The sequence below is a fragment of the Streptomyces sp. NPDC003011 genome (assembly GCF_053591515.1).
Genome location: NZ_JBSFTY010000077.1, coordinates 1 through 19,418, shown reverse-complemented (window position 1 = coordinate 19,418; position 19,418 = coordinate 1). Strand labels below are relative to the sequence as shown.

Genomic DNA, 19,418 nt, shown 5'->3' with positions numbered 1-19,418 from the left:
GGCGACCCCGCCACGCTTCAATCGAAGACTTCGGAGGACCCATGCCCCCCGCACCCACCCCGAGTACGCCCGCTCTCGGCGGAAGCCGCTGGAACACCTTCCCCGCGGCGGGCACCACCCTGACCGCCCGCGACTTCTTCACCGCAACCGAGCCGCTGCTCCAGGGCATCATCGACGACAACGCCCTCACCAGCGCCGACAGCGAGGTGCTGGAGGACCAGATCCGCGCGACACTCGCCCTCGGCACCCGAGAGACCTCACTCCCGCTGGCCATCGGCCCGGACAGTGCCTCGGCAGTGCGCGAACTGGGCGCGCAGGCCGAGACGATCGGCCAGGAGCTCGCCTCCTGGTTCACCGAGGCGCTGGAGAGGCTGCTCACCGACCGGCTACCGCTGCCCGTCGGCCCGCTGGTCGTCCGCAGCCACTGCTACGGCCACCTGCTCACCCCTGCCGCAGCCGATCTGCTCCGCGGACGTCGCGGTGGACCGGTCACGATGCAGCTCTACAACGAGTGGCTCCACCAGATCGTCCTGCTGCGCGACGCCCTGCTGCCCTTCACCAACTGGCAGGACGTCCCGCTCCTGATCACCCCGACCGGACTGCGGCACACCGAACCGGCCCGCGACGCGTTCCTCACCGAACTCCTGGTCCGCCAGATCCGGCACACCAGCATCGTGGCCTTCGCCCGCGACGTCGTCACCGGCGCCTCCGGCCCGGCTGGCTACGGCTTCGACGCGGTCGGCGGCACCGCCCTGCCCGCCGTCCTCGACCAGCCGCCCCTGACCGCACCCCGGCACCTGCTGACCTGGCGCCCCGCCCCGGCCGTCGGTGAAGCCGCCACGTATGTCCCCGAGGTGCAGGACTACTACGCCGCACCCCGCACTCTCGTCGAGGACCTGCCGCCCGCCACCACCACATCCGGCCCGCTCACCGCCCGTACCGTCACCACGCCGGTCGCCGACGGGACCCGCACCGCCCGCATCGAGGTCACCCACGACGGCACCACCGCCCACGTCGACCTCGGCCAAGCCCTGCGCGGCCACCGCTTCACCCAGCATGAGGACCCCGCCGCAGGCGACGCGTCCGGCACCGCCGACGTCTGGTCCGCGCTGCGCGCGCCGGGACTGGTGTGGACGCAGAGCGGCGACGTCACCCTGGACGCCACCGGTCAGGACGACCTCGCGGTACTGGCCCTGCTCGGCCGGCTCTACCCGGAGAACGTCACCCTGCGTCCCGCCGGCCGTCCCGCCGGTCTGACGCCCCCCGGCGGCAGCGGACCGAGCCATCTAGTGACCCTCGTCGACCCTCCGCAAGCCCACTGACACCCGCATCGCGAAGTGCACCAGGAAGCTGGAAGAACATGATGTTCGACCATGACGGAACGCCCGTCCGCACGGGCCGAGCCGCCGTCAACGGAACGAGTCTGCACTACCGCACAGCCGGGTCCGGCCCCGCGGTGGTGCTCCTGCACGGCGTGCCCAAGACCAGCTACCACTGGCGCCACCTCGTCCCGAAGCTGACGCCCCACCACACCGTCGTCGCCCCGGACCTTCGCGGTCTCGGCGACTCCGCCCGTTCGTCGGACGGCTACGACTCCGCGACGATGAGCGACGACATCGCCGAGCTGATGAACCACCTCGGACACGAGACATACTCCGTGGCGGGCGAGGACTGGGGAGCGGTGATCGGCTACCAGCTCGCCGCCCGCCACCGCAACCACGTCACCGCTCTCGTGTTCGCCGAGGCGCTGTTCCCTGGATTCGGCTTCGAGGACCACACAGCCCTCACCCCTGAGAACGTCTCCAGCGGCATGCACCTGTGGCACCTGGGCTTCTACTTCCAGCCGGACATACCCGAGATGCTGATCGCCGGACACGAGCGCGAGCTGATCACCTTCATGATCAAGTACGAGCGCAGCCGGCCCGACAGCGCCACCCCCGACGCGATCGAGGAATACGTGCGCTGCTACTCCATGCCCGGCGGCATCCGCGCGATGCTCTCCATCTACCGGGCCATGCTCGTCAACGCCGAACAGAACCGGCAGACGGCACAGCAGAAACTGGACATCCCGGTCCTGGCCCTCGGCGGATCCGCGTTCATCGGCGACCGCAACGAGACCCAGATGCGGCTCATGGCCCACGACGTCACCGGACACACCTTCGACGCCGGCCACGACCTCGCAGAGGAAGTACCGGACGAGATGGCCGACGTGCTCCTGCCGTTCCTGGCCACGCACCAGTAACCGCACCCGGCCTCCGGGGTCGGCGATCTGAAGCGGCCCGGCACGGCAAGGGCCTCGTGCCTGAAACGAACGATCTGGTTCCACACAGCCACGAGGCCCCCTCGCCCCTACCAGCGCCCGGCGGGCGCGCTCCAAGTACTCCTCAGCGACACGAAATCAAGCACCATGCGCAATCCTGGAACCCGGGAAGACACCGTCCCGCGCTGATCACTGCCGTGCTCTCCTGCGCAACGTTCACGGCCGGAGTCGCCGCATACGTCCTGACGGGACAGCTCGACCTCGTCGCCCAAGGGCTCGGAGTCGGTGAGGCGGCTACAGGCCAGCTCGTCACCGTCCTGGTGGCTGTCCCCGTCCGGGGCCGAGAGCGTCAGAATTCCCGGTCGATGCCGGTCACGGCGGCCGGACCCAACGGGGCGTCGTCCTCGGTGAATCCACTGTCCCGTAGTGCGCCGGAAACCATGCGTACCGCTTCGGCTTCGGCGCTGGCCTGGTCAGGTGCCTCGACTTCGAGGCGGACGGAGAACGTGCGATTCTCCTCGACCGTCAGGAGACTCAGCTCTTCGCTCTCGCCCAGGTCGGTGTTCCTGGGGTCCTGCGGGCGCAGCGCGCGTTCCAGATCGGAACGTGAGGTCTCGGTGACGCCGTGGACGAACGTACCGGGGACGGTGATGACGTAGGTGGTCAACGGAATCTCCTTACGTGGGCGTGTACCGCCGGGCGTTCAGCTGGACGGGGTTGCCGTCACTGTCCCTGGAGATCTTGCACGAGCATGCAGGGAGCGACCACGAGAAACGCCGCGCCGGAGGTCCGCCGGAGCAGGTGGCCCTTGGCGGTCGGCTCCGTGGCGTCGTGGTCCCTGACGAACCAGCGCTGCACCGGGCTGTCGGCTTTCCACAGAAGCTGTCCTCCTGGTGTGTCAGGTGGTGTATGTGTCAGGTGGTGTCTGTCTGGTGGTGTGTCAGATGCCGGGACTGTGAGGTGCGGTCAGTTGTAAACCGTTCGTGTACCCGCTCACGCGGCGGACAGCCCGATGTGTCTCCTCGGACGGAGGGGAGGGCGGAGGGGAGAGGAGAGGAAGAGGGGAGCGATGGGCGGGTGCGGGCACCTGCCTTTAATTACGGCCGACGACGCCGATATCCCGTGCGCCTGCCTGATCGCCGATCAGGTGGAGGGCAACTCGCCCCCGCCTGCGGGAGACCCGCGCACGCGAAGCGGAACACGGCCTGGACCGGTGGCCTCGTTGCCTGTCTGTGCGGGCCTCGACGGAAGCGCGAAGGCCCTGTGTCCGGTGAGTGGCGATCCCGGGGGTATCCGGTGGGCATGACGGTTTACGGACTACACGCCTCGCACGAACAGATCCCGCCCGCGGACCTGCTCGACGCCGTGGTGCACGCGGAACGGGCGGGATTCACCGCTGCCATGTGCTCGGACCACTTCTCTCCGTGGAGCGTCCGCCAGGGGGAGTCGGGCTTCGCCTGGTCGTGGCTCGGTGCCGCCCTCCAGGCCACCGGACAGATCCCCTTCGGCGCGGTCAACGCGCCCGGCCAGCGCTACCACCCGGCGATCATCGCCCAGGCGGTGTCCAGTCTCGCGTCCATGTACCCGGGCCGGTTCTGGGTGGCGCTCGGCAGCGGTGAGGCTTCCAACGAGCACATCACGGGGACGGGTTGGCCGCGCAAGGACATCCGCAACGCGCGGCTGCGCGAGTGCGTCGACGTCATCCGTGCCCTGCTGGGCGGGGAGGAGGTCAGCCACGACGGGCTGGTGACCGTGGACCGGGCCCGGCTGTGGACGCTGCCTCCCGAGGTGCCGCCGCTGATCGGAGCCGCGTGCAGCACGGCCACCGCGGCCTGGTGCGCCGAGTGGGCGGACGGCCTGATCACGGTCAACGCCCCGCGGGAACGGCTGCGCGAGATCGTCGGCGCGTACCGTGACGCGGGCGGCCGCGGTCCCGTACACCTCCAGGTGCACCTGAGCTGGGCGCCCGACGAGGACGAGGCACTGGCGCTCGCGCACGACCAGTGGCGCACCAACGTCCACGCTCCGCCCGTCAGTTGGGACCTTGACTCGGCGGAACTGTTCGACATCGTCAGTGAGCACGTCACGCCCGAGCAGGTGGCGCGCACGGTCAACGTCTCGTCCGACCTCGGACGGCACACCGCCTGGCTCCAGGAGTACGCCGAACTCGGCTTCGACGCGGTGATGCTGCACCACGTGGGCCGTGAACAGGGCCCGTTCATCGACGCGTTCGCGGCCGAGGTGCTGCCGCGACTCGACGTGACCCGCCCGCTTCCCGCCACCGCCAAGGAGTACCGATGCGTCTGACCCGTACGTCCGACCTGTGGTGGAAGAACGCGGTGGTGTACTGCCTGGACGTCGAGACGTACCAGGACGGCAACGGCGACGGGATCGGTGACTTCGCGGGCCTCACGCAGCGCATCGACCACCTCGTGCGCCTCGGTGTGACATGCGTGTGGCTGATGCCCTTCTACCCGACGCGGGAGCGCGACGACGGCTACGACATCACGGACTTCTACGGTGTCGACCCCCGCCTGGGAACCCTCGGCGACTTCACCGAGTTCCTCCGCACCGCCCGCGACCGCGGCATCCGCGTGATCGCCGACCTCGTCGTCAACCACACCTCCGAGGAACACCCCTGGTTCAAGGACGCCCGCTCCAGCCGGGACTCCGCCCACCGCGACTGGTACGTCTGGCAGGACGAGCCGCCCGAGGACGGTCCCGAGGGTGTCGTCTTCCCCGACGCGGAGGACAGTCTGTGGGAGTACGACGAGGGGAGCGGCCAGTACTACCTGCACCGCTTCTACAAGCAGCAGCCCGACCTCAACGTCGCCAACCCCGCGGTGCGCGACGAGATAGCCCGGGTCATGGGGTTCTGGACGCAGCTCGGGCTGTCCGGTTTCCGGGTCGACGCCGTGCCCTTCCTGCTGGAGACGGACGGGCAGGACGACGCCGGTGACCTGCCCGACCCGCACGAGTACCTCGCCGACCTGCGCGCCTTCCTCGGCCGCCGCAACGGCGAGTCGGTGCTGCTCGGCGAGGTCAATCTGCCGTACGACGGCCTCGCCCGCTTCTTCGGCGACCCCGCCTCCGACCGCGGCGACGAGCTCACCATGTGCTTCGACTTCGTCGGGATGCAGCAGATGTACCTGTCGATGGCACGCGAGGACGCGGGGCCGCTGGCCGCCGCGCTGCGGGAGCGCCCCGCCGCCCCGCGGGACGCGCACTGGGCCACGTTCGTGCGCAACCACGACGAGCTCACCCTTGACAAGCTGAGCGACGACGAACGCGCGGAGGTGTTCGCGTCGTTCGGCCCCGACAAGGACATGCAGCTGTACGACCGAGGGCTGCGCCGCCGGCTGCCGCCCATGGTCGACGGCGACCGGCGCCGCATAGAACTGGCCTACAGCCTGCTGTTCACCCTGCCGGGCACCCCCGTGCTCTTCTACGGTGAGGAAGTCGGCATGGGCGAGAACCTGGCCGTCGAGGGACGCCAGGCCGTGCGGACACCCATGCAGTGGACGCCGGAGGCCGGCGCCGGGTTCTCCACCGCCGACTCGGAGGCCTTTCCCAACCCGTTGGCGGACGGCGCGTTCGGACCGCAGAAGGTCAACGTGTACGAGCAGAGCCGCGATCCCGGCTCGCTGCTGAGCCGCATGCGGCTGCTCATCGAGCGATACCGTGAGGCTCCCGAACTGGCCTGGGGCGACTACCGCCTCGTGGAGACCGGTGAGCGTGCCGTCCTGGCACACGTCGGCTGCACCACCGACGGGAGGGTCCTGGCCGTGCACAACTTCGCGGGCCGCCCGGTCACCGTACGGCTGAAGCTGCCCGAGGCCGGTGCCGGAGCGAGGCTGACGGATCTTCTCGACGAGGGGCACACCGGTCTCACGGTGGCCGACGACGGCCTGCTCCGCGTGGAACTGCCCGCCTACGGCTACCGGTGGCTGCGCCTCGGCACCCCGGCGGACGACCCGGAAAGGGTCGCCTCCGGCTGACACCGCGAGTCGGCGCAGTTACCCGGGGACGCGCGCGGTCGCCGCCACGCGCGTCCCTGATCGCCGGCACGGTGTGCGCGCGGCCTCGATGGCCACGGCTTGCCCTCAAGGGCCGTCGAGGGCCCTCAACTCCAGCGGACGAACATGGCGGATGGCACGTACGGCGTCGTAGGGTGCCGCGGCAGGACCGCGCGTCACGGTTTCGGTCACTTCGCTGACCCTGAAGATTCCATGGCCCGCTGGAAGGCGGCCATGCACGGCAGACAGTGCCGATCGGTCGAGTGCTGGTCGAATCCGTCGGACCGCTGCACACCGCACAGCGTGACGGTCTTGTCCGCGGCCAGCACATGCCAGACCAGTGTCTCGCTCGCTGCCGCGGATCCGATCCACATCTCGTACATATGTACGCTCCTCACGACCGTGTCACTCAGGTCCGTCCTGAGCCAGAGTCATCTCGACACCGCCGACGAAGCCTGCCGACAGGTTGTAGAGGAAGGCGCCCAGCGTCGTCAGCGCCGTGACCAGCACCACCTCCACCATCGTGACGCCGGTGGTGAGGGCGAGCACCCAGCCCAGCGACGGCCACAGGTCCGGATCGACCGTGCTCAGCAGCATCCACAGCACCGCCACCGTCAGGATCACGCACAAGCCCAGCGCGAGCGAGGCGAGCAAGCTCACCGTCATCACCGACCAGGGGTCGGTTCTGGTTATCCGCAACCGTGCTCGGCGAGCCTCTGCCGTACGGCGTCTCTCCGGGACCGCCCGGTGTACGCCGCCGACACCGGCACCGGCACCGGCACGGCCACCGGCACGGACACCGTTCGGCCGTCCCGTGACGTGGGGCCGAGACCGTTCGGCATACGGCCCTTGCCCCTCGTCCCGCAGGCCGGGTGAGCGATGAGGTGCCGCGATGCCGATGGCCGGCGGGTGCGCCGACGTCTCGGGACGAGGCGTACTCGTGCCGGCCTGCGTGGCTTCGGCGGTCGCTCCCGCGGCGCGTGGATGCCCGGTTCGTGTCTGTTGCTGTCCGCTGCCCTTCTTGGTGGCAGGCCGCCCCGGTCCGGGGGATCGTCTCGCGCCCTTGCCGTTCCTCTTGGTCGTTCGTTTGGCTGGGCTCACGGCACCGTCCTTACGCCGTCTCAGGCCGCCCTCTGCGCGTTCACCGCACATGTGCACCGCACTGTGCACGGAGGTGTGGCAGAGGGTCCGGGGGCTCTGCGGCCGGTCGTGCGCGCGTGGCGTACGACCGGCGGGCAGGCAGCCGGGCGGGCGGCCGTCAGTGGGGGTGGTCGTCAGTGGGGGTGGTCGTCGGTGGGTGTGGTCTTGCGGGCCGGCCCGGACGACCGCCCAGCGGGTCGCGTGGGTGCGCCCGGATCGCCGATCGTCGCGATACGCGGGGTTTCGAGTGTTCCGCGGCACTGGTCGCCCGGACCCCGCCCCGCAGAAACGGCCTCCGGCGTGTCCCGTACCTGCTCCAGCGGCACGTTCTCGTCCTCGAACCGGCTGTCCAGCACCTCGTCGAGGTCAACACTGACGGGCATCTCGCGCCTCCGGAATTCGGGATGCATACCGGCATCACGGGCCGGCCCGGTCACGCATCCCATGCTTCGCCAGCGGGCCGCTGCCCGCACCCTCGGTACACCCGACCGAGCACGGGCACCGACAGACAGCACGGCACGCGCCGCTCCTGTCCGCCCGGCCGGCCCACCGCTTCGGCCACTCCCCGTCCCGGCTCGGCGGCCGGAGCCGTGTCAGCCTTCGAGACGTTCCGTGTAGGCCTCGGTCGGAGGGTACGGAGCGGGACTCGTCATGCCCGCCGACCAGAATCCCGCGGTACCGGGAACGGGTGTCACGTCATTGAGGTACGGCGCGGGCGCCGCACCGGCCGGGCCTCGCACGACGGTCCAGGCGCTGCCGTCCCGGCGCAGGTACGTGCTGCGGCTCTGGTCCTGGTGGTCCCAGCCCGATATCCATGCGGCGCGGCCCTGTGCGTCGCCCGCGATCGCGGTCAACGACCCGACGGTGAAGCCTGGTTGGATCCGCGTCCAGGCCGTGCCGTCCCAGTGGGCCAGGGCGGGGTTGCCCGGGCGTCCCGGCGGTCCGCCGGCGCCGGCCTCGGTGCCCACCGCCCATATGTCGTCCGGGCCGTCCGGGTGCAGATCGCTGATGCCCAGACGGAGTCCCGCGATCGGGGGCAGGACCGTCCACGCTCCGTTCCAGCGGGCCACGAGCCCCGACCATCCGCCGCCCGTCGCCTGGTCGCCGCTCACCCAGACCTCACCCGACGCTCCCAGCACGACGTGGTACAGGTTCGCGCTCGCGACAGGCAGCGGGTCCAGCCATCGCCATCGCCGCCCGGCCCCGCGCAGCAGGCGGACGGCGCCGCCTCGGCTGCCGCAGATCCACACCCGCCGGTCGGGGCCGACCGCCACCGAGTCCAGCCGGACGTCCGGCTCGCCCCGGCCCGGGAACGCGGCCTCGCGCCAGGTGGTTCCGTCCCAGCGCAGCAGTGGGCTCGCGTTCCCGTCGGGCAGCCCCACGCTCCACGCCGCGCTGGAGCTGATACCGGCGACGTCGCTCAGCCGGCCGGCGTAGTCCAGATGCGACAGGTCGGTCTTCGACCAGGTGCTGCCGTTCCAGACCATGGCCAGCGCCTGTCCCTGCGACGGCCCTGCGAGGTCCTCCTCGCCGACCGCCCAGGCCAGTTGGGGCCCGGCCGCGGCGATGCTGCGTAACTGCGCCGGCGGGATGCTGCCCGGCGCCGGTACGGGCTGCCAGCCTTGCGTACGGGCCGCCCGTGCCGTCTGCCCGTCTTGTGTACGGGGCGCCCGTGGGGTCCGCCCGTCTTGCGTACCGGGCGTCGGCGCGTCGGCGGCCCGTCCCGGGCCCGGACCGAGTGCGAGCCCGGAAAGTGCCCCGATCGTCCCCGCCACACATCGCCTTCGTCTCACTGTCGGCTCCCTCCACGCGGGTAGGAGGGACCACGGTGAACCGGCGAAGCGCGCAGGTCTAGACACGAATGTGACAAACCCGGCTGTCTGACGGGAGGGCATGCCGTACCACGTCCAGCGGGGTGAGGGGCGGGCGGCCGGCGAGGGACGTGGGGCGACGTCGTACGGCTCAGCTCGTGTCCGCAGCCTTCCATGCCACGTAGACGGTGTTGGTCGAGGTTCCTCCTTGCAGGGGGTTGTCGAAGTCGACGACGTGGGCCTCCGATCCGGCGAAGACCTCGGCGAGGACGGAGGTGAACTGGTCGTCCGGCGGATCGTTCGACCAGAGGGCGAAGACGCCGTCGGGGTGGAGACGGCCGGCGAGGGCGCGCATCCCGGCGGGCCGGTAGAGCGCCGCGTGACGCGGGTGCAGCACATGGCGCGGGGAATGGTCCACGTCCAGGAGGATGGCGTGGAAACGGCGATCCGGCTCCGAGGGGTCCAGGCCGCCGTCGCCGATCATCGCGAAGAAGTCGCCCTGGACCAGGCGGCAACGGGAATCCGAGGCGAGGGAGGCGCCCAGCGGTACCAGTCCGCGCCGGTGCCATTCGATGACCTCACCGAGCGCGTCGACGACGACCAGGGAACGGACACGTGGATCGTCCAGGGCCGCCTGGGCGGTGTAACCCAGGCCGAGTCCGCCCACGGCGACATCGAGTTCGGCATGCGGCAGCTTGGCCAGCCCGATGCGGGTGAGGGCGATCTCGCCCGCGGTGAAGAGGCTGGACATCAGGAACTCGTCCCCGAGCTTCACCTCGTACACGTCGTCGCCCGACGCAGGGTCCCGTCGGCGCCGCAGACTGATGTCGCCCATCGGGGTGGGTCGCCAGTCGATCTCCTCGAAACGCGCGCTCATCCGTTCACCTTCCTGATGCCGACGACATGGGTGCCTGGCCGCCGCTCCGCGAAGTCCCCGCGAAGCTGACCCTGCCGTGGGCCAGGACAGTGAAGAGGAACGGGAGAAGGGGAGGGGGGAGGGGGCTGAGAGACGGGCCGGGCGGTCAGGTGTCCATGATGACACCGGATGAGGAGGGGGAAGTGCGGCCGGACGCCTACCGCGCATGAAGGCCGATCCTCCCGAACCGCACCCGTCCTCGTTGTCGTACCCCACCCCTGAGCTCCCCGCCATGACACCCCAGAACCCCTTTCCGCCGGCACATCCGGCGTCCACCCGGCCGCGGGCAGTCCGGTGACATCGCGCACCTTAGTCATGCTGAGGTCCAGCTCACGCAGGCGGCAGGTCGCCGGAGCAGGCGGCGGTGGGCGCGAACCGGGCGGCGAGACCGAGGGCGGCACCGTCGTCGTGGACGGTGCCCCGCGGCACCGGGCCGATGACCATGGCGCGAGCGGGACTTCACGTCACTCGACGTCACCTGGTGGGCGGCTGCCGGTCTCGTGGACGACCGTCTCGTGGACCTCGGGACGGCCGGCCGGCCGTGACGCGTCCGGCGCGTCCGGCGCGTCCGGCGCGTCCGGCGCGTCCGGCGCGTCCGGCGCGTCCGGAAGAACCCGTCCCAGGCGCGCGAGCGGGGACAAGGCCATCACCGCCGGAGACAGCAGCATGCCTGCGGCCGTCACCAGAAGGCTGGCGCGCAACCCCCATGCCTCCGCGAGAAATCCGCCGAGCAGCGAGCCGAACGGTGTCAGCCCCATGCCGACGAACGTGATCGTCGCGGCCGCGCGGCCTTGCATCCCGTCCGGAGTGACGGCCTGCCGGACAGCCATGACCGTGACATTCACCAACTGGCCGCCCGTACCGAACACGAAGCTGATCGCAAGCAGCGCGGGAACGGTCACCGCGGAGGAGCCATGCACCGCAGGCGCGAACAGGAACACGCCGTCGCCGAGTGCCGCCGCCGACACCAGCACCGCGCCGTACCCGAATCGGTCCGGCAGGCGGGCGGCCAGTACCGAGCCGAGGATCGCGCCCGGCCCCGTCGCCGCGAGCGCCAGCCCGACGGCGGTGCCCGAGAGGTGCAGTTCCCGGGGCAGGAAGAGCAGATAGACGGTCATCATGGCCGCGAAGGAGAACTGGAAGGCGGCGGAGGCGAGGCACACGGTGCGCAGCAAGGTGTCGCCGAAGACGAACCTGAGGCCCTCACGGATCCGTCGCCCTACCCGGGAGAGACGTTCCGGGTGTTCCGGGTGTTCCGGGAGCGATTCGGTCCGACGGATCCGGCGGACCGACAGGAACGACAGCGTGAAGAACAGCGCGCTGGAGGCCGCGGCGATCGGTGCCGACAGCAGAGACACCAGGGCGCCGCCGAGGGCGGGACCGCCGATCTGGGCTGCGGACCGGCTGCCCTCGAGCGCGCTGTTGCCCCGCACCAACTGCTCGGGTCGCACCAGCCGTACGAGAGAAACCTGGTAAGCCACGTCGAAGAACACGGACAGGACTCCGGCGGCGAAGGCGACCGCGAACAGCGCCGGCAGGCCGAGCCAACCGAGGAGGCCGACCACGGCGGCGGCGCCCAGCGCCAGAGCCCGGCCGGCGTCCGTCAGCACCATCACCGTACGGGTCCGCCACCTGTCAACCCACGCGCCGACGAAGAGCGACAGCAACAGGAGCGGCGCCTGCCCCACCGCGCGGAGAACGCCCAGCTGGCCGGCACCGGCGTCGAGCGTCAGGACTGCGACGAGCGGCAGGACCACCAGACCCGTGTGTTCGCCGAACTGGGAAGCCGTCTGCCCCACCCAGAGTCTGCGGAAGTCACCGTCCCGCCACAGGCCGGGCGGACCAGTCGGGCCGGAAGGGGATACATCGGAGGAAGCCGAGGAAGCGGAGGAAGCGGAGGAAGCGGAGGAAGCGGACGGCACGGGAACCCTTCGAGTCGCCGAGAACGAGGCCCGCCACCCAGCGCGCGAAAGGCGCACCCAGGGTGCGGGCGGGAGGCTCGCTGTGCCGCACACATCAAGGGCAGCACACGATGACAGGCCGATCACGGCCTACGACGTCAACGCGTGCTCGGAAGACCGGCCATGTCTCAGCTCCTCGTGGGTCACTCGCTGCACTCGAACACTAGCCACCGGCGGTCCGGTGCGAAAGGCAATTGAGTTCGGGGGCAGACGGCCCTTCTCCATGCCCCGGTTGTCTCTGTGTTGACCGTGCTGACCTTCGAGTTGGTCGAGGCTCGATGATGGCGAGGTGCCCGATCCCGAGAATTCTGAGCTGATGCCCATCGGGACCTTCGCCCGACGCAGTGGCCTGACCGCCAGCGCGCTGCGGTCACCAAGTCCGGGCTTGGCGACGTACCGAGTCTGCCGCTCGCGGTGCCGAAGGGCCCGGTGCCGGCGGACGCGGTCGAGCAGATCCTGACTGCGACCGCGATGGCGACCGCGTGTGAGCCGGGGATGCCGGTGCTGGCCGGTCCGCGCATCGAGGCGAGTCCTGAGGCGGTCACTCTGACTGCGACCGACCGTCACCGGCTCTCCACCCGATTCACCAGCCGTGTAACGGTCGCGAAGGAGCAGCTCCCGCGAGCTCTGGAGGAACACCCCGGCGAACGCGTCGCGCTGCACGTCACCGACCACGGGACGGACGTCAGGTCAGCGGATGGCGAACAGTCCCGTATCCCGCTCCCGGCCACCGCGACCGGGCAGCCCGCCTGAGGCAGAACGACTGGACGGGCACCTGGCGCGATTGACGCCCATGGTCTTGGCAGCCGGTCGGGGCCCCACTAGCGCTCCGCCTCGTGCGCGAACTGCAGAGAGATGTGACGAAGGACGTCCGCGGCGCTGACGTCGGTGCGTCCTTCGTCATGGACTTCGGCCAATTGCACGAAGACGAACGAGAAGCAGTTGGCGATGCTCGCGATGGCTGGCCCCAACTCCTCGGAGATGACGTCCGCCACTGCGCGGCCGCCGGCATCCGCGGGAAGCTGGATATGGGGGAGTGTCTCGGCGAGAAGCGCGGAGATGGCTCCGGTGAGCGAGGCCTGGCCGTCGGGGTTCTCACGGACCTGCCGCCGCATCTCAAGTGCCTCGGTGAGGATGCCGACGACGTTCTGCATGATCTCTCGCTGCTCCATGAGCGCAGCCTAGACGTGTCGGTGCCCCACCGGAGCGTTGTCCACCGGGCGGGGCATCCGAGCGGCAGTCACCCGGCTCGCTGCGCACCCGGGAAGACACAGACCCCAGCAGCAGCCCCAACTATGTGGGCGGCGCACCGCTGCTCCCGTGCACCACCACTCATGACCTTCGCGTACCGCCCGAACGACTCCGGCCGGCCGTGACCGAGGATCAGCGGCCGGACGAGCCCGGCAGGTGCGGGCGGCCCGGGCGTGCACGGAGTGGATCCTCGGGGTGCCAGCGGCACGCGGAAGCGCGGGAGTTGGGCGAGCGCCGCTTCCTGCGTCGGCCAGTCGAACCCGTCCGCCCAGTAGGCGACGACTCGCGGAGACAGGGAAGGCCGGTCCCGAGCGACCAGCCGGCGCACTCCGGTCTGTCCGGCCAGCGCGTCGCGAGCAGTCGTGCGCGGAGGTTTTCGAGCACCGCGGGGGCGGTCTGCCGGGTGAACGACTCAAGGCGGGGCGGCGCGCCCAGCATGGGACGCATGCCAACGCGGCGGAGGACACGTCCGGACCGGGATTTCGTGCGCCTGACAGGCGTGGCGTTCGGGATGCGTAGGCGGGCGGCCCGGCAGGCGCGGGTGGCCGAGGCTTTCGTCCGCCCGTAGAGCGCCAGCCGTTGGAGTCAGCGAGTCGGCGAGTCGGCGAGTCGGTGGGCGGTGCGGCTACCAAGACGACAAGACGACAAGACGACAGAACGGCAAGGCGACAGCCCGGCGGCGGTCCGATTGACGGATTGAGGTCTGTGGGGGGTGGGCAGTGAGCCAGACAGTGTGTGGCATGAGCATGCCGCACTTTCCCCCACAGGAGGACGACCATGTACTCGCGCACGTTCGTCCGTAACTCCGCCGCTGCCCTCACGGCGGCTCTCACCCTGGCCGGCGGTCAGGCCTACGCGGCTGCGCCGAACTCCGGCGACCAGCTGCTCGCAGCCCGCGTCGTCACCTATGACGCGGGCGCGTCGGCGGAGTTCAAGGCCGCTGTCGACCGGGGCGCAGCGATCTGGAACGAGAGCGTTGACGCCGTCGAACTGCGCCCGGTGGCCGCCGGGCAGCGCGCCAACATCCGGATACTGGCCGACAACGGCTGGCCCAGGGCGCTGACCACCTCGCTCGGCAACGGAACGGTCTACATCGGACGGCAGGCCGTGAACCAGGGCTACAACACCGTCCGCATCTCGGCACACGAACTCGGTCACATCCTCGGCCTGCCGGACCGCAAGCCCGGACCCTGCACCAGCTTGATGTCCGGGTCCAGCGCCGGCGTCTCGTGCACGAACCCCTACCCGAACGCGGCCGAGAAGTCCGAGGTCGAGGGCAACTTCGGCGGCGAACTCGTCGGCTCGGTGCCCGCTGTCCGCGACGTGACGATCGTGGACTGATCGACAGCACTCCGGAAAGCGTCGGGTCCCCGAGCGACTGCTCGGGGACCCGACGACGCCCTGCCTGGCTCAGGCAGGGGTGATGTTCTCCGCCTGCGGGCCCTTCTGGCCCTGGGTGATGTCGAAGGTGACCGCCTGGCCTTCCTGCAGCTCGCGGAAGCCGGAGGCGTTGATGTTGGAGTAGTGCGCGAAGACGTCCGGTCCACCGCCGTCCTGGGCGATGAAGCCGAAGCCCTTTTCGGCGTTGAACCACTTCACGGTTCCGCTGGCCATGCTGGTGCCTCTCGGTCGATGTCAGGAACCGCACCGCGCGGTCCTGGAGGTGATCGTCCTGGTCCGGCACTTGCACAGCAAAGCGCCCGCGCCTAAGCGCGGGCAGGTACTGCGAACCACGACAGCTGGCAGCGACGTTACACGGCGAAAGGGGCCCCCACCAGAGAACAGCACTCATGATCCATGTCGGTGTGGGACCGGTCGGACTCCAAGGGCGTGAGGATCCGGACGACTTGGGACATGGTGCCCTCGATGTCGGGTTCCTGGGCGTGGTGCACGGGTTGATCCGAGCCGTCAGCGCTTACACGATCGGCCAGACGGCCAGACGGCCAGACGGCCAGACGGCCAGACGGCCAGACGGCCAGACGGCCAGACGGCCAGACGGCCAGACGGCCAGACGGCCAGACCTGAAGAACGGTGCGAACGTCAGGACCAGGAAGCGGGCGCTCGCCACGCTTGCCCAGACATGGTGAGCGAACGACCGGTTCCGTCGCCCGACGGTGGTGAGTGGCCGGAGTGGCCAGGCTTTGAGCAGGCGTGGCGTCGGCGGCTCAGGCCTCGCCGTCGTGTACGTCGGCTTCGCTCGCCCGCAGTGCGGGGCCGTGAGGTCTGCGGCAGGCCGTCATGGACAGACGGTGGGCCGACGGGAGAGCGGCTGCTGCTGGGGGCGGCGGTCCGCTCGTCACTGGGGGCGGCGTCCGCTGACGTCGCCGCCGGGGTCGTCGGGCAGGGCGATGCGGGCGGTGATGCGTTTGCCGACCGGCTCGCGCTGGACCTCGAAGCCCTGGGCGACGGCCATGACGATCTCCAGACCGTGCTGTCCGACCCTGCCCGCGTCAGCGGCCCGGGCCACCGGCAGGACGGGATCGCTGTCCCACACGACGACTTCCACGACGGCGCCGGAGATGCGCAGCTCCATCAGCACCGGCCCGGGCGCGTACTTGCGCGCGTTGGTGACCAGCTCGCTGACCACCAGCTGGGTCAGGTCCATCGCGCGTGCGGACACCGGCAGGCCGTGCTCGGCCTGGACGCGGGTGAGGAAGTCCACCGCACGATGACGCGCTTCAGCGATGACAGCCCCGTCACCGTCCAGGGCGACGGTGTCCTGTATCGGATCGGCGCCAGGCGCCACGCTGTCGTCGCCCTCGGGGACTGAATCCACCTGGTCCACCTTCGCTCCCCCGTTCACGTGCCTGCGCCTACCCCGCACTATGCCTCACATGCCTCTCGATCTCGGGTTAAAGTACCGAACGCACGTTCGTCGTACCATCAGGGCAGGCTGTCGGCGCATATCGTGCCGAGGGCCGGTCCCCATCAGCGAGCGCAGTCGAGGAAACGGTGACAGACACCCACGGAGCAGCCCGGTCCGGCCAGCTGTCGATCGGCCACACAGTCGTCGACGACGTCCGGGTGGTCACCCTGCGCGGCGAGATCGATCACGGCATCCGCGGCCAGCTCAGCCAGGCCCTGCTTCCGGACGGGGACGCAGCCTCACGGACGGTGATCGATCTCAGCGGCGTGACGTTCATGGACTCCAGCGGCATCAACGTCCTCATTGCCGTCCACCAGGCCGTGAGCGAGGCCCAGGGGTGGCTGCGCATCGCCGGTGCCCAGGAATCCGTGCTGCGGGTCCTTGAACTCGTCGGCCTGGACGAGGTCATCCCCTGTCATCCCACCGTCGAGCAGGCCCTGACCGCCTGACCGCCTGAACCTCTTCGTGGCTCCTGTGTCAGCGCCCCAGCGTTCCGCCTGACGCGACGGGCACAGGTGCCCCCAGTGCGGATCAGAGGCGTGCGGGTGCCTTCGGGTGCGGGCCCGCTCGGTCACTCGTAGTCCCGGTGATCGCGGGTTTCCGCGGTGCCGGTGCAGCCGGCCGGGCCGGAGCCGGTGATGACGACGTCGCGCACGCCGCCGGTGGTCGGACCGGTCGCGCTGCTCACGCCTCGTGCCGGGCGTCGATCTCGGCGATCAGGGCCTCGATACGGGTCCTGATCTCGTCGCGGATGGGGCGGACGGCCTCAACGCCCTTGCCCGCCGGGTCCTCCAGCGCCCAGTCGAGGTACTTCTTGCCGGGGAAGACCGGGCAGGCGTCGCCGCAGCCCATCGTGATGACGTAGTCCGACGCCTGGACGGCCTCCGTGGTGAGCACCTTCGGCTTCTGGCCGGCGATGTCGACGCCGAGTTCGGCCATGGCCTCGACGGCCGAGGGGTTGACCTGGCCGGCCGGGACCGAGCCGGCGGAGCGGACCTCGATCCGGTCGCCCGCGAGGTGAGAGAGAAAGCCGGCGGCCATCTGCGAGCGGCCCGCGTTGTGCACGCAGACGAAGAGCACGGAGGCGAGCGGGGCGGTGGACATGGGTTCTTCCTTCACGAAGGGGACAGCGGTGGTTCAGGCGGGCGGGGAGGTCGGCAGTTCGGTCATGTGGGCGTCGATCGCGTCGCGGATGCCGGCCTCGGCGGGAACCTGCTCAGGCGGCGGCGGACTGGGAGCGGCCCGGGTGGCGCTCGTGGACGAACAGCACGCGCGGCAGGACACCCCCGGGAGAGTCCTGGACGTGGGCGAGGGCGTCGAGCCGCTCCCCGGTGAAGCGTTCGGCCAGGACGACCAGGTGCGTGCGGTCCCGCGCGGTGGCCGTCAGACGGCCGTACGAGTCGGGGAGTGGTGGTTGGACGGCCTCGGGAGTGAAGCGGCCGGCGTGCCGGGCGGCGAGACGGGCGGCTCCGGCGGCCAGGTGCCGGTCGGGCAGGCGCCGGTCGGGCAGGACCGGTGGGGCAGGTGGGGGAGAGGTGGACACGGGACTCCTTCGACGCGCCCGACGAGTCATCCCGCGCTGGTGTCAGCGCGCGGTGATGTGACAGTATCAGCGCATGCTGACTTCAGTCGACGCTGATGTGATCCGGGTACTGGGCGATCCGCTCCGCCTGAAGATCGTGACCCTGCTGGCGCGCGAGACGCTCTGCACGACACACCTGGTTGAGGAGACCGGAGCCAAGCAGACCAATCTGTCCAACCACATGAAGGTGCTGCGGGAGGCGGGGCTGGTGGACACCGAGCCGTGCGGCCGCTTCATCTACTACAGGCTGCGCCCCGGGGTTCTGGCCGGCCTGTCCGAGCAGTTCGCCGCACTCGCCGCCTCCGCCCGTACCGCCGCCGAGAACAAGAGGGCCTGCCCGTGACCTCCACCCAGCCCGCCACCGCCGGCGGTCCCTCACCCGCCGACGGTCCCTCACCCGCCGGCGGTCCGTCACCGGCCGCCGGGGGTGACTCGATCGTCAAGAAGCTCTCCACCCTCGACCGCTACCTCGCGGTGTGGATCCTGCTGGCCATGGCGGTCGGTCTCGGTCTGGGGCGGATCGTTCCGGGGATGAACGACGCGCTGGCGAAGATCGAGATCGGCGGCATCTCCCTGCCGATCGCGCTCGGCCTGCTGGTGATGATGTATCCGGTGCTGGCGAAGGTCCGCTACGACAAGCTGGATGCCGTCACCGGCGACAGGAAGTTGATGGTCTCCTCGCTGGTCATCAACTGGGTCGTCGGCCCGGCGGTCATGTTCGCGCTGGCGTGGATCTTCCTTCCGGACCTGCCCGAGTACCGCACCGGGCTGATCATCGTCGGTCTCGCCCGCTGTATCGCGATGGTCATCATCTGGAACGACCTCGCGTGCGGCGACCGTGAGGCGGCCGCCGTCCTGGTCGCGCTGAACTCGGTGTTCCAGGTGATCGCGTTCGGCGTGCTGGGCTGGCTGTACCTGGACCTGCTGCCGGGCTGGCTGGGGCTGGGGGACGGCGAGCAGCTCGACATCTCCATGTGGGAGATCGCACTGAACGTCGTCATCTTCCTCGGCGTCCCGCTGCTGGCCGGATTCCTCACCCGCCGCGTCGGTGAGCGGACGATGGGCCGCGAAGCCTACGAATCCGCTTTCCTCCCGAAGATCGGGCCGTGGGCGCTGTACGGGCTGCTCTTCACGATCGTCATCCTCTTCGCCCTCCAGGGAAGGACGATCACCTCGCAGCCGCTGGACGTCGTACGGATCGCGCTGCCCCTGCTGGTGTACTTCGCGATCATGTTCTTCGGCACCTTCCTCCTCGGCAAGAGCCTCGGCCTCGCCTACGACCGCACCGCGACCCTTGCCTTCACCGCGGCGGGCAACAACTTCGAGCTGGCCATCGCGGTCGCCATCGCCACCTTCGGCGTCACCTCGGGGCAGGCGCTCTCCGGTGTGGTCGGGCCGCTCATCGAGGTGCCGGTCCTGATCGGTTTGGTCTACGTCGCCCTGGCCTGGCGCAAGCAGTTCGGTGCCGGAGCCCTGACGACAGCCCCGTGACGCACCCGGTGAACGGGGTGGTGGGCCGGCGGCGGGCAGGCGGGACCCGTTCTCTTCCTCGCCCTGGGCGAGGCGGTGCCGCGGCTCGGCCTGGTCAAGGAGGCGTACTTCCCGCCCACCAGCC

23 protein-coding genes are annotated in these 19,418 nt (G+C 70.3%); 9 read left to right on the top strand and 14 right to left on the bottom strand.

Annotation, left to right across the window (positions count from 1 at the left end; genetic code table 11):
- Window positions 1-41 precede the first annotated feature (41 nt).
- Together ACWD0J_RS31570 and ACWD0J_RS31565 are read left to right on the top strand one after the other, a co-directional pair.
- Window positions 42-1,322 carry a hypothetical protein gene (locus ACWD0J_RS31570; protein ID WP_451499265.1) on the top strand — a complete coding sequence of 427 codons (1,281 nt, stop codon included), beginning with the start codon at window positions 42-44 and terminating at the stop codon, window positions 1,320-1,322.
- 38 nt (window positions 1,323-1,360) lie between these two features.
- Window positions 1,361-2,242, top strand: coding sequence for an alpha/beta fold hydrolase (locus ACWD0J_RS31565; protein ID WP_451499264.1), 882 nt, complete (start codon window positions 1,361-1,363; stop codon window positions 2,240-2,242).
- Window positions 2,243-2,609: 367 nt separating this feature from the next.
- Here the strand turns inward: ACWD0J_RS31565 and ACWD0J_RS31560 are convergent, their stop codons facing one another.
- Together ACWD0J_RS31560 and ACWD0J_RS31555 are read right to left on the bottom strand one after the other, a co-directional pair.
- Entirely contained in the window at window positions 2,610-2,927 is a 318-nt protein-coding gene (locus ACWD0J_RS31560) for a hypothetical protein (RefSeq protein WP_451499263.1), read from the bottom strand.
- A 56-nt stretch (window positions 2,928-2,983) separates the two neighbouring features.
- Window positions 2,984-3,139 (bottom strand): DUF6199 family natural product biosynthesis protein, encoded by a 156-nt coding sequence (locus ACWD0J_RS31555; RefSeq protein WP_451499285.1) that lies wholly within the window; start codon window positions 3,137-3,139, stop codon window positions 2,984-2,986.
- 423 nt (window positions 3,140-3,562) lie between these two features.
- Between ACWD0J_RS31555 and ACWD0J_RS31550 the strand changes: the two genes are divergently transcribed.
- Window positions 3,563-4,567, top strand: a complete 1,005-nt coding sequence (locus tag ACWD0J_RS31550; protein ID WP_451499262.1) for a TIGR03885 family FMN-dependent LLM class oxidoreductase — start codon at window positions 3,563-3,565, stop codon at window positions 4,565-4,567.
- Window positions 4,558-6,258, top strand: coding sequence for an alpha-amylase family protein (locus ACWD0J_RS31545; protein WP_451499261.1), 1,701 nt, complete (start codon window positions 4,558-4,560; stop codon window positions 6,256-6,258). Before ACWD0J_RS31550 ends, ACWD0J_RS31545 begins: the two co-directional genes overlap by 10 nt.
- A 206-nt stretch (window positions 6,259-6,464) precedes the next feature.
- Here ACWD0J_RS31545 and ACWD0J_RS31540 read toward each other — a convergent pair whose 3' ends face one another.
- The 6 genes from ACWD0J_RS31540 to ACWD0J_RS31515 form a co-directional block, all read right to left on the bottom strand.
- The gene (locus ACWD0J_RS31540; RefSeq protein ID WP_451499260.1) at window positions 6,465-6,659 is read right to left on the bottom strand and encodes a hypothetical protein; all 195 of its coding nucleotides are present in this window, start codon (window positions 6,657-6,659) and stop codon (window positions 6,465-6,467) included.
- 22 nt (window positions 6,660-6,681) lie between these two features.
- A complete protein-coding gene (locus tag ACWD0J_RS31535) occupies window positions 6,682-6,936 on the bottom strand; it encodes a DUF3566 domain-containing protein (RefSeq protein ID WP_451499259.1) in 255 nt (84 codons plus the stop codon).
- Window positions 6,937-7,550: 614 nt separating this feature from the next.
- The gene (locus ACWD0J_RS31530) at window positions 7,551-7,799 is read right to left on the bottom strand and encodes a hypothetical protein (protein WP_451499258.1); all 249 of its coding nucleotides are present in this window, start codon (window positions 7,797-7,799) and stop codon (window positions 7,551-7,553) included.
- Between the two features lie 210 nt (window positions 7,800-8,009).
- The gene (locus ACWD0J_RS31525; protein ID WP_451499257.1) at window positions 8,010-9,209 is read right to left on the bottom strand and encodes a hypothetical protein; all 1,200 of its coding nucleotides are present in this window, start codon (window positions 9,207-9,209) and stop codon (window positions 8,010-8,012) included.
- A gap of 169 nt (window positions 9,210-9,378) precedes the next feature.
- Entirely contained in the window at window positions 9,379-10,104 is a 726-nt protein-coding gene (locus ACWD0J_RS31520; RefSeq protein ID WP_451499256.1) for a spermidine synthase, read from the bottom strand.
- Window positions 10,105-10,607: 503 nt separating this feature from the next.
- Window positions 10,608-11,975 carry an MFS transporter gene (locus tag ACWD0J_RS31515; protein ID WP_451499284.1) on the bottom strand — a complete coding sequence of 456 codons (1,368 nt, stop codon included), beginning with the start codon at window positions 11,973-11,975 and terminating at the stop codon, window positions 10,608-10,610.
- Between the two features lie 543 nt (window positions 11,976-12,518).
- Here ACWD0J_RS31515 and ACWD0J_RS31510 point away from each other — a divergent pair.
- On the top strand, window positions 12,519-12,857 hold the full coding sequence (locus tag ACWD0J_RS31510) for a DNA polymerase III subunit beta family protein (RefSeq protein ID WP_451499255.1): 339 nt from the start codon (window positions 12,519-12,521) through the stop codon (window positions 12,855-12,857).
- A gap of 68 nt (window positions 12,858-12,925) precedes the next feature.
- Here ACWD0J_RS31510 and ACWD0J_RS31505 read toward each other — a convergent pair whose 3' ends face one another.
- Window positions 12,926-13,276, bottom strand: coding sequence for a hypothetical protein (locus ACWD0J_RS31505; RefSeq protein ID WP_451499254.1), 351 nt, complete (start codon window positions 13,274-13,276; stop codon window positions 12,926-12,928).
- A 68-nt stretch (window positions 13,277-13,344) separates the two neighbouring features.
- A complete protein-coding gene (locus ACWD0J_RS31500) occupies window positions 13,345-13,683 on the bottom strand; it encodes an epoxide hydrolase N-terminal domain-containing protein (RefSeq protein ID WP_451499253.1) in 339 nt (112 codons plus the stop codon).
- 449 nt (window positions 13,684-14,132) lie between these two features.
- Between ACWD0J_RS31500 and ACWD0J_RS31495 the strand changes: the two genes are divergently transcribed.
- Window positions 14,133-14,696 carry a snapalysin family zinc-dependent metalloprotease gene (locus tag ACWD0J_RS31495; protein ID WP_451499252.1) on the top strand — a complete coding sequence of 188 codons (564 nt, stop codon included), beginning with the start codon at window positions 14,133-14,135 and terminating at the stop codon, window positions 14,694-14,696.
- 69 nt (window positions 14,697-14,765) lie between these two features.
- On the opposite strand, the gene ACWD0J_RS31490 is transcribed toward ACWD0J_RS31495, so the two are convergent.
- Entirely contained in the window at window positions 14,766-14,969 is a 204-nt protein-coding gene (locus ACWD0J_RS31490) for a cold-shock protein (RefSeq protein WP_037751662.1), read from the bottom strand.
- 682 nt (window positions 14,970-15,651) lie between these two features.
- On the bottom strand, window positions 15,652-16,131 hold the full coding sequence (locus ACWD0J_RS31485; protein WP_451499251.1) for an ATP-binding protein: 480 nt from the start codon (window positions 16,129-16,131) through the stop codon (window positions 15,652-15,654).
- Window positions 16,132-16,307: 176 nt separating this feature from the next.
- On the opposite strand from ACWD0J_RS31485, the gene ACWD0J_RS31480 reads away from it, so the two are divergent.
- The gene (locus tag ACWD0J_RS31480) at window positions 16,308-16,670 is read left to right on the top strand and encodes an STAS domain-containing protein (protein ID WP_451499250.1); all 363 of its coding nucleotides are present in this window, start codon (window positions 16,308-16,310) and stop codon (window positions 16,668-16,670) included.
- A 235-nt stretch (window positions 16,671-16,905) separates the two neighbouring features.
- Here the strand turns inward: ACWD0J_RS31480 and ACWD0J_RS31475 are convergent, their stop codons facing one another.
- A complete protein-coding gene (locus tag ACWD0J_RS31475; protein ID WP_451499249.1) occupies window positions 16,906-17,325 on the bottom strand; it encodes an arsenate reductase ArsC in 420 nt (139 codons plus the stop codon).
- A gap of 112 nt (window positions 17,326-17,437) precedes the next feature.
- On the bottom strand, window positions 17,438-17,764 hold the full coding sequence (locus ACWD0J_RS31470; RefSeq protein ID WP_451499248.1) for a three-helix bundle dimerization domain-containing protein: 327 nt from the start codon (window positions 17,762-17,764) through the stop codon (window positions 17,438-17,440).
- A 73-nt stretch (window positions 17,765-17,837) separates the two neighbouring features.
- Between ACWD0J_RS31470 and ACWD0J_RS31465 the strand changes: the two genes are divergently transcribed.
- Both ACWD0J_RS31465 and arsB read left to right on the top strand, forming a co-directional pair.
- A complete protein-coding gene (locus tag ACWD0J_RS31465) occupies window positions 17,838-18,146 on the top strand; it encodes an ArsR/SmtB family transcription factor (RefSeq protein WP_451499247.1) in 309 nt (102 codons plus the stop codon).
- Entirely contained in the window at window positions 18,143-19,294 is a 1,152-nt protein-coding gene (gene arsB, locus ACWD0J_RS31460; RefSeq protein WP_451499246.1) for an ACR3 family arsenite efflux transporter, read from the top strand. The genes ACWD0J_RS31465 and arsB overlap by 4 nt, the downstream gene beginning before the upstream one ends.
- Window positions 19,295-19,418: the final 124 nt, after the last annotated feature.

What these genes read in the sequence shown, in the direction of transcription:
- ACWD0J_RS31570 (WP_451499265.1), top strand. Translation starts at nt 42, where the DNA reads ATGCCCCCCGCACCCACCCCGAGTACGCCCGCTCTCGGCGGAAGCCGC.
- ACWD0J_RS31565 (WP_451499264.1), top strand. Translation starts at nt 1,361, where the DNA reads ATGATGTTCGACCATGACGGAACGCCCGTCCGCACGGGCCGAGCCGCC.
- ACWD0J_RS31550 (WP_451499262.1), top strand. Translation starts at nt 3,563, where the DNA reads ATGACGGTTTACGGACTACACGCCTCGCACGAACAGATCCCGCCCGCG.
- ACWD0J_RS31545 (WP_451499261.1), top strand. Translation starts at nt 4,558, where the DNA reads ATGCGTCTGACCCGTACGTCCGACCTGTGGTGGAAGAACGCGGTGGTG.
- ACWD0J_RS31540 (WP_451499260.1), bottom strand. Translation starts at nt 6,659, where the DNA reads ATGTACGAGATGTGGATCGGATCCGCGGCAGCGAGCGAGACACTGGTC.
- ACWD0J_RS31530 (WP_451499258.1), bottom strand. Translation starts at nt 7,799, where the DNA reads ATGCCCGTCAGTGTTGACCTCGACGAGGTGCTGGACAGCCGGTTCGAG.
- ACWD0J_RS31520 (WP_451499256.1), bottom strand. Translation starts at nt 10,104, where the DNA reads ATGAGCGCGCGTTTCGAGGAGATCGACTGGCGACCCACCCCGATGGGC.
- ACWD0J_RS31505 (WP_451499254.1), bottom strand. Translation starts at nt 13,276, where the DNA reads ATGGAGCAGCGAGAGATCATGCAGAACGTCGTCGGCATCCTCACCGAG.
- ACWD0J_RS31495 (WP_451499252.1), top strand. Translation starts at nt 14,133, where the DNA reads ATGTACTCGCGCACGTTCGTCCGTAACTCCGCCGCTGCCCTCACGGCG.
- ACWD0J_RS31490 (WP_037751662.1), bottom strand. Translation starts at nt 14,969, where the DNA reads ATGGCCAGCGGAACCGTGAAGTGGTTCAACGCCGAAAAGGGCTTCGGC.
- ACWD0J_RS31475 (WP_451499249.1), bottom strand. Translation starts at nt 17,325, where the DNA reads ATGTCCACCGCCCCGCTCGCCTCCGTGCTCTTCGTCTGCGTGCACAAC.
- ACWD0J_RS31465 (WP_451499247.1), top strand. Translation starts at nt 17,838, where the DNA reads ATGCTGACTTCAGTCGACGCTGATGTGATCCGGGTACTGGGCGATCCG.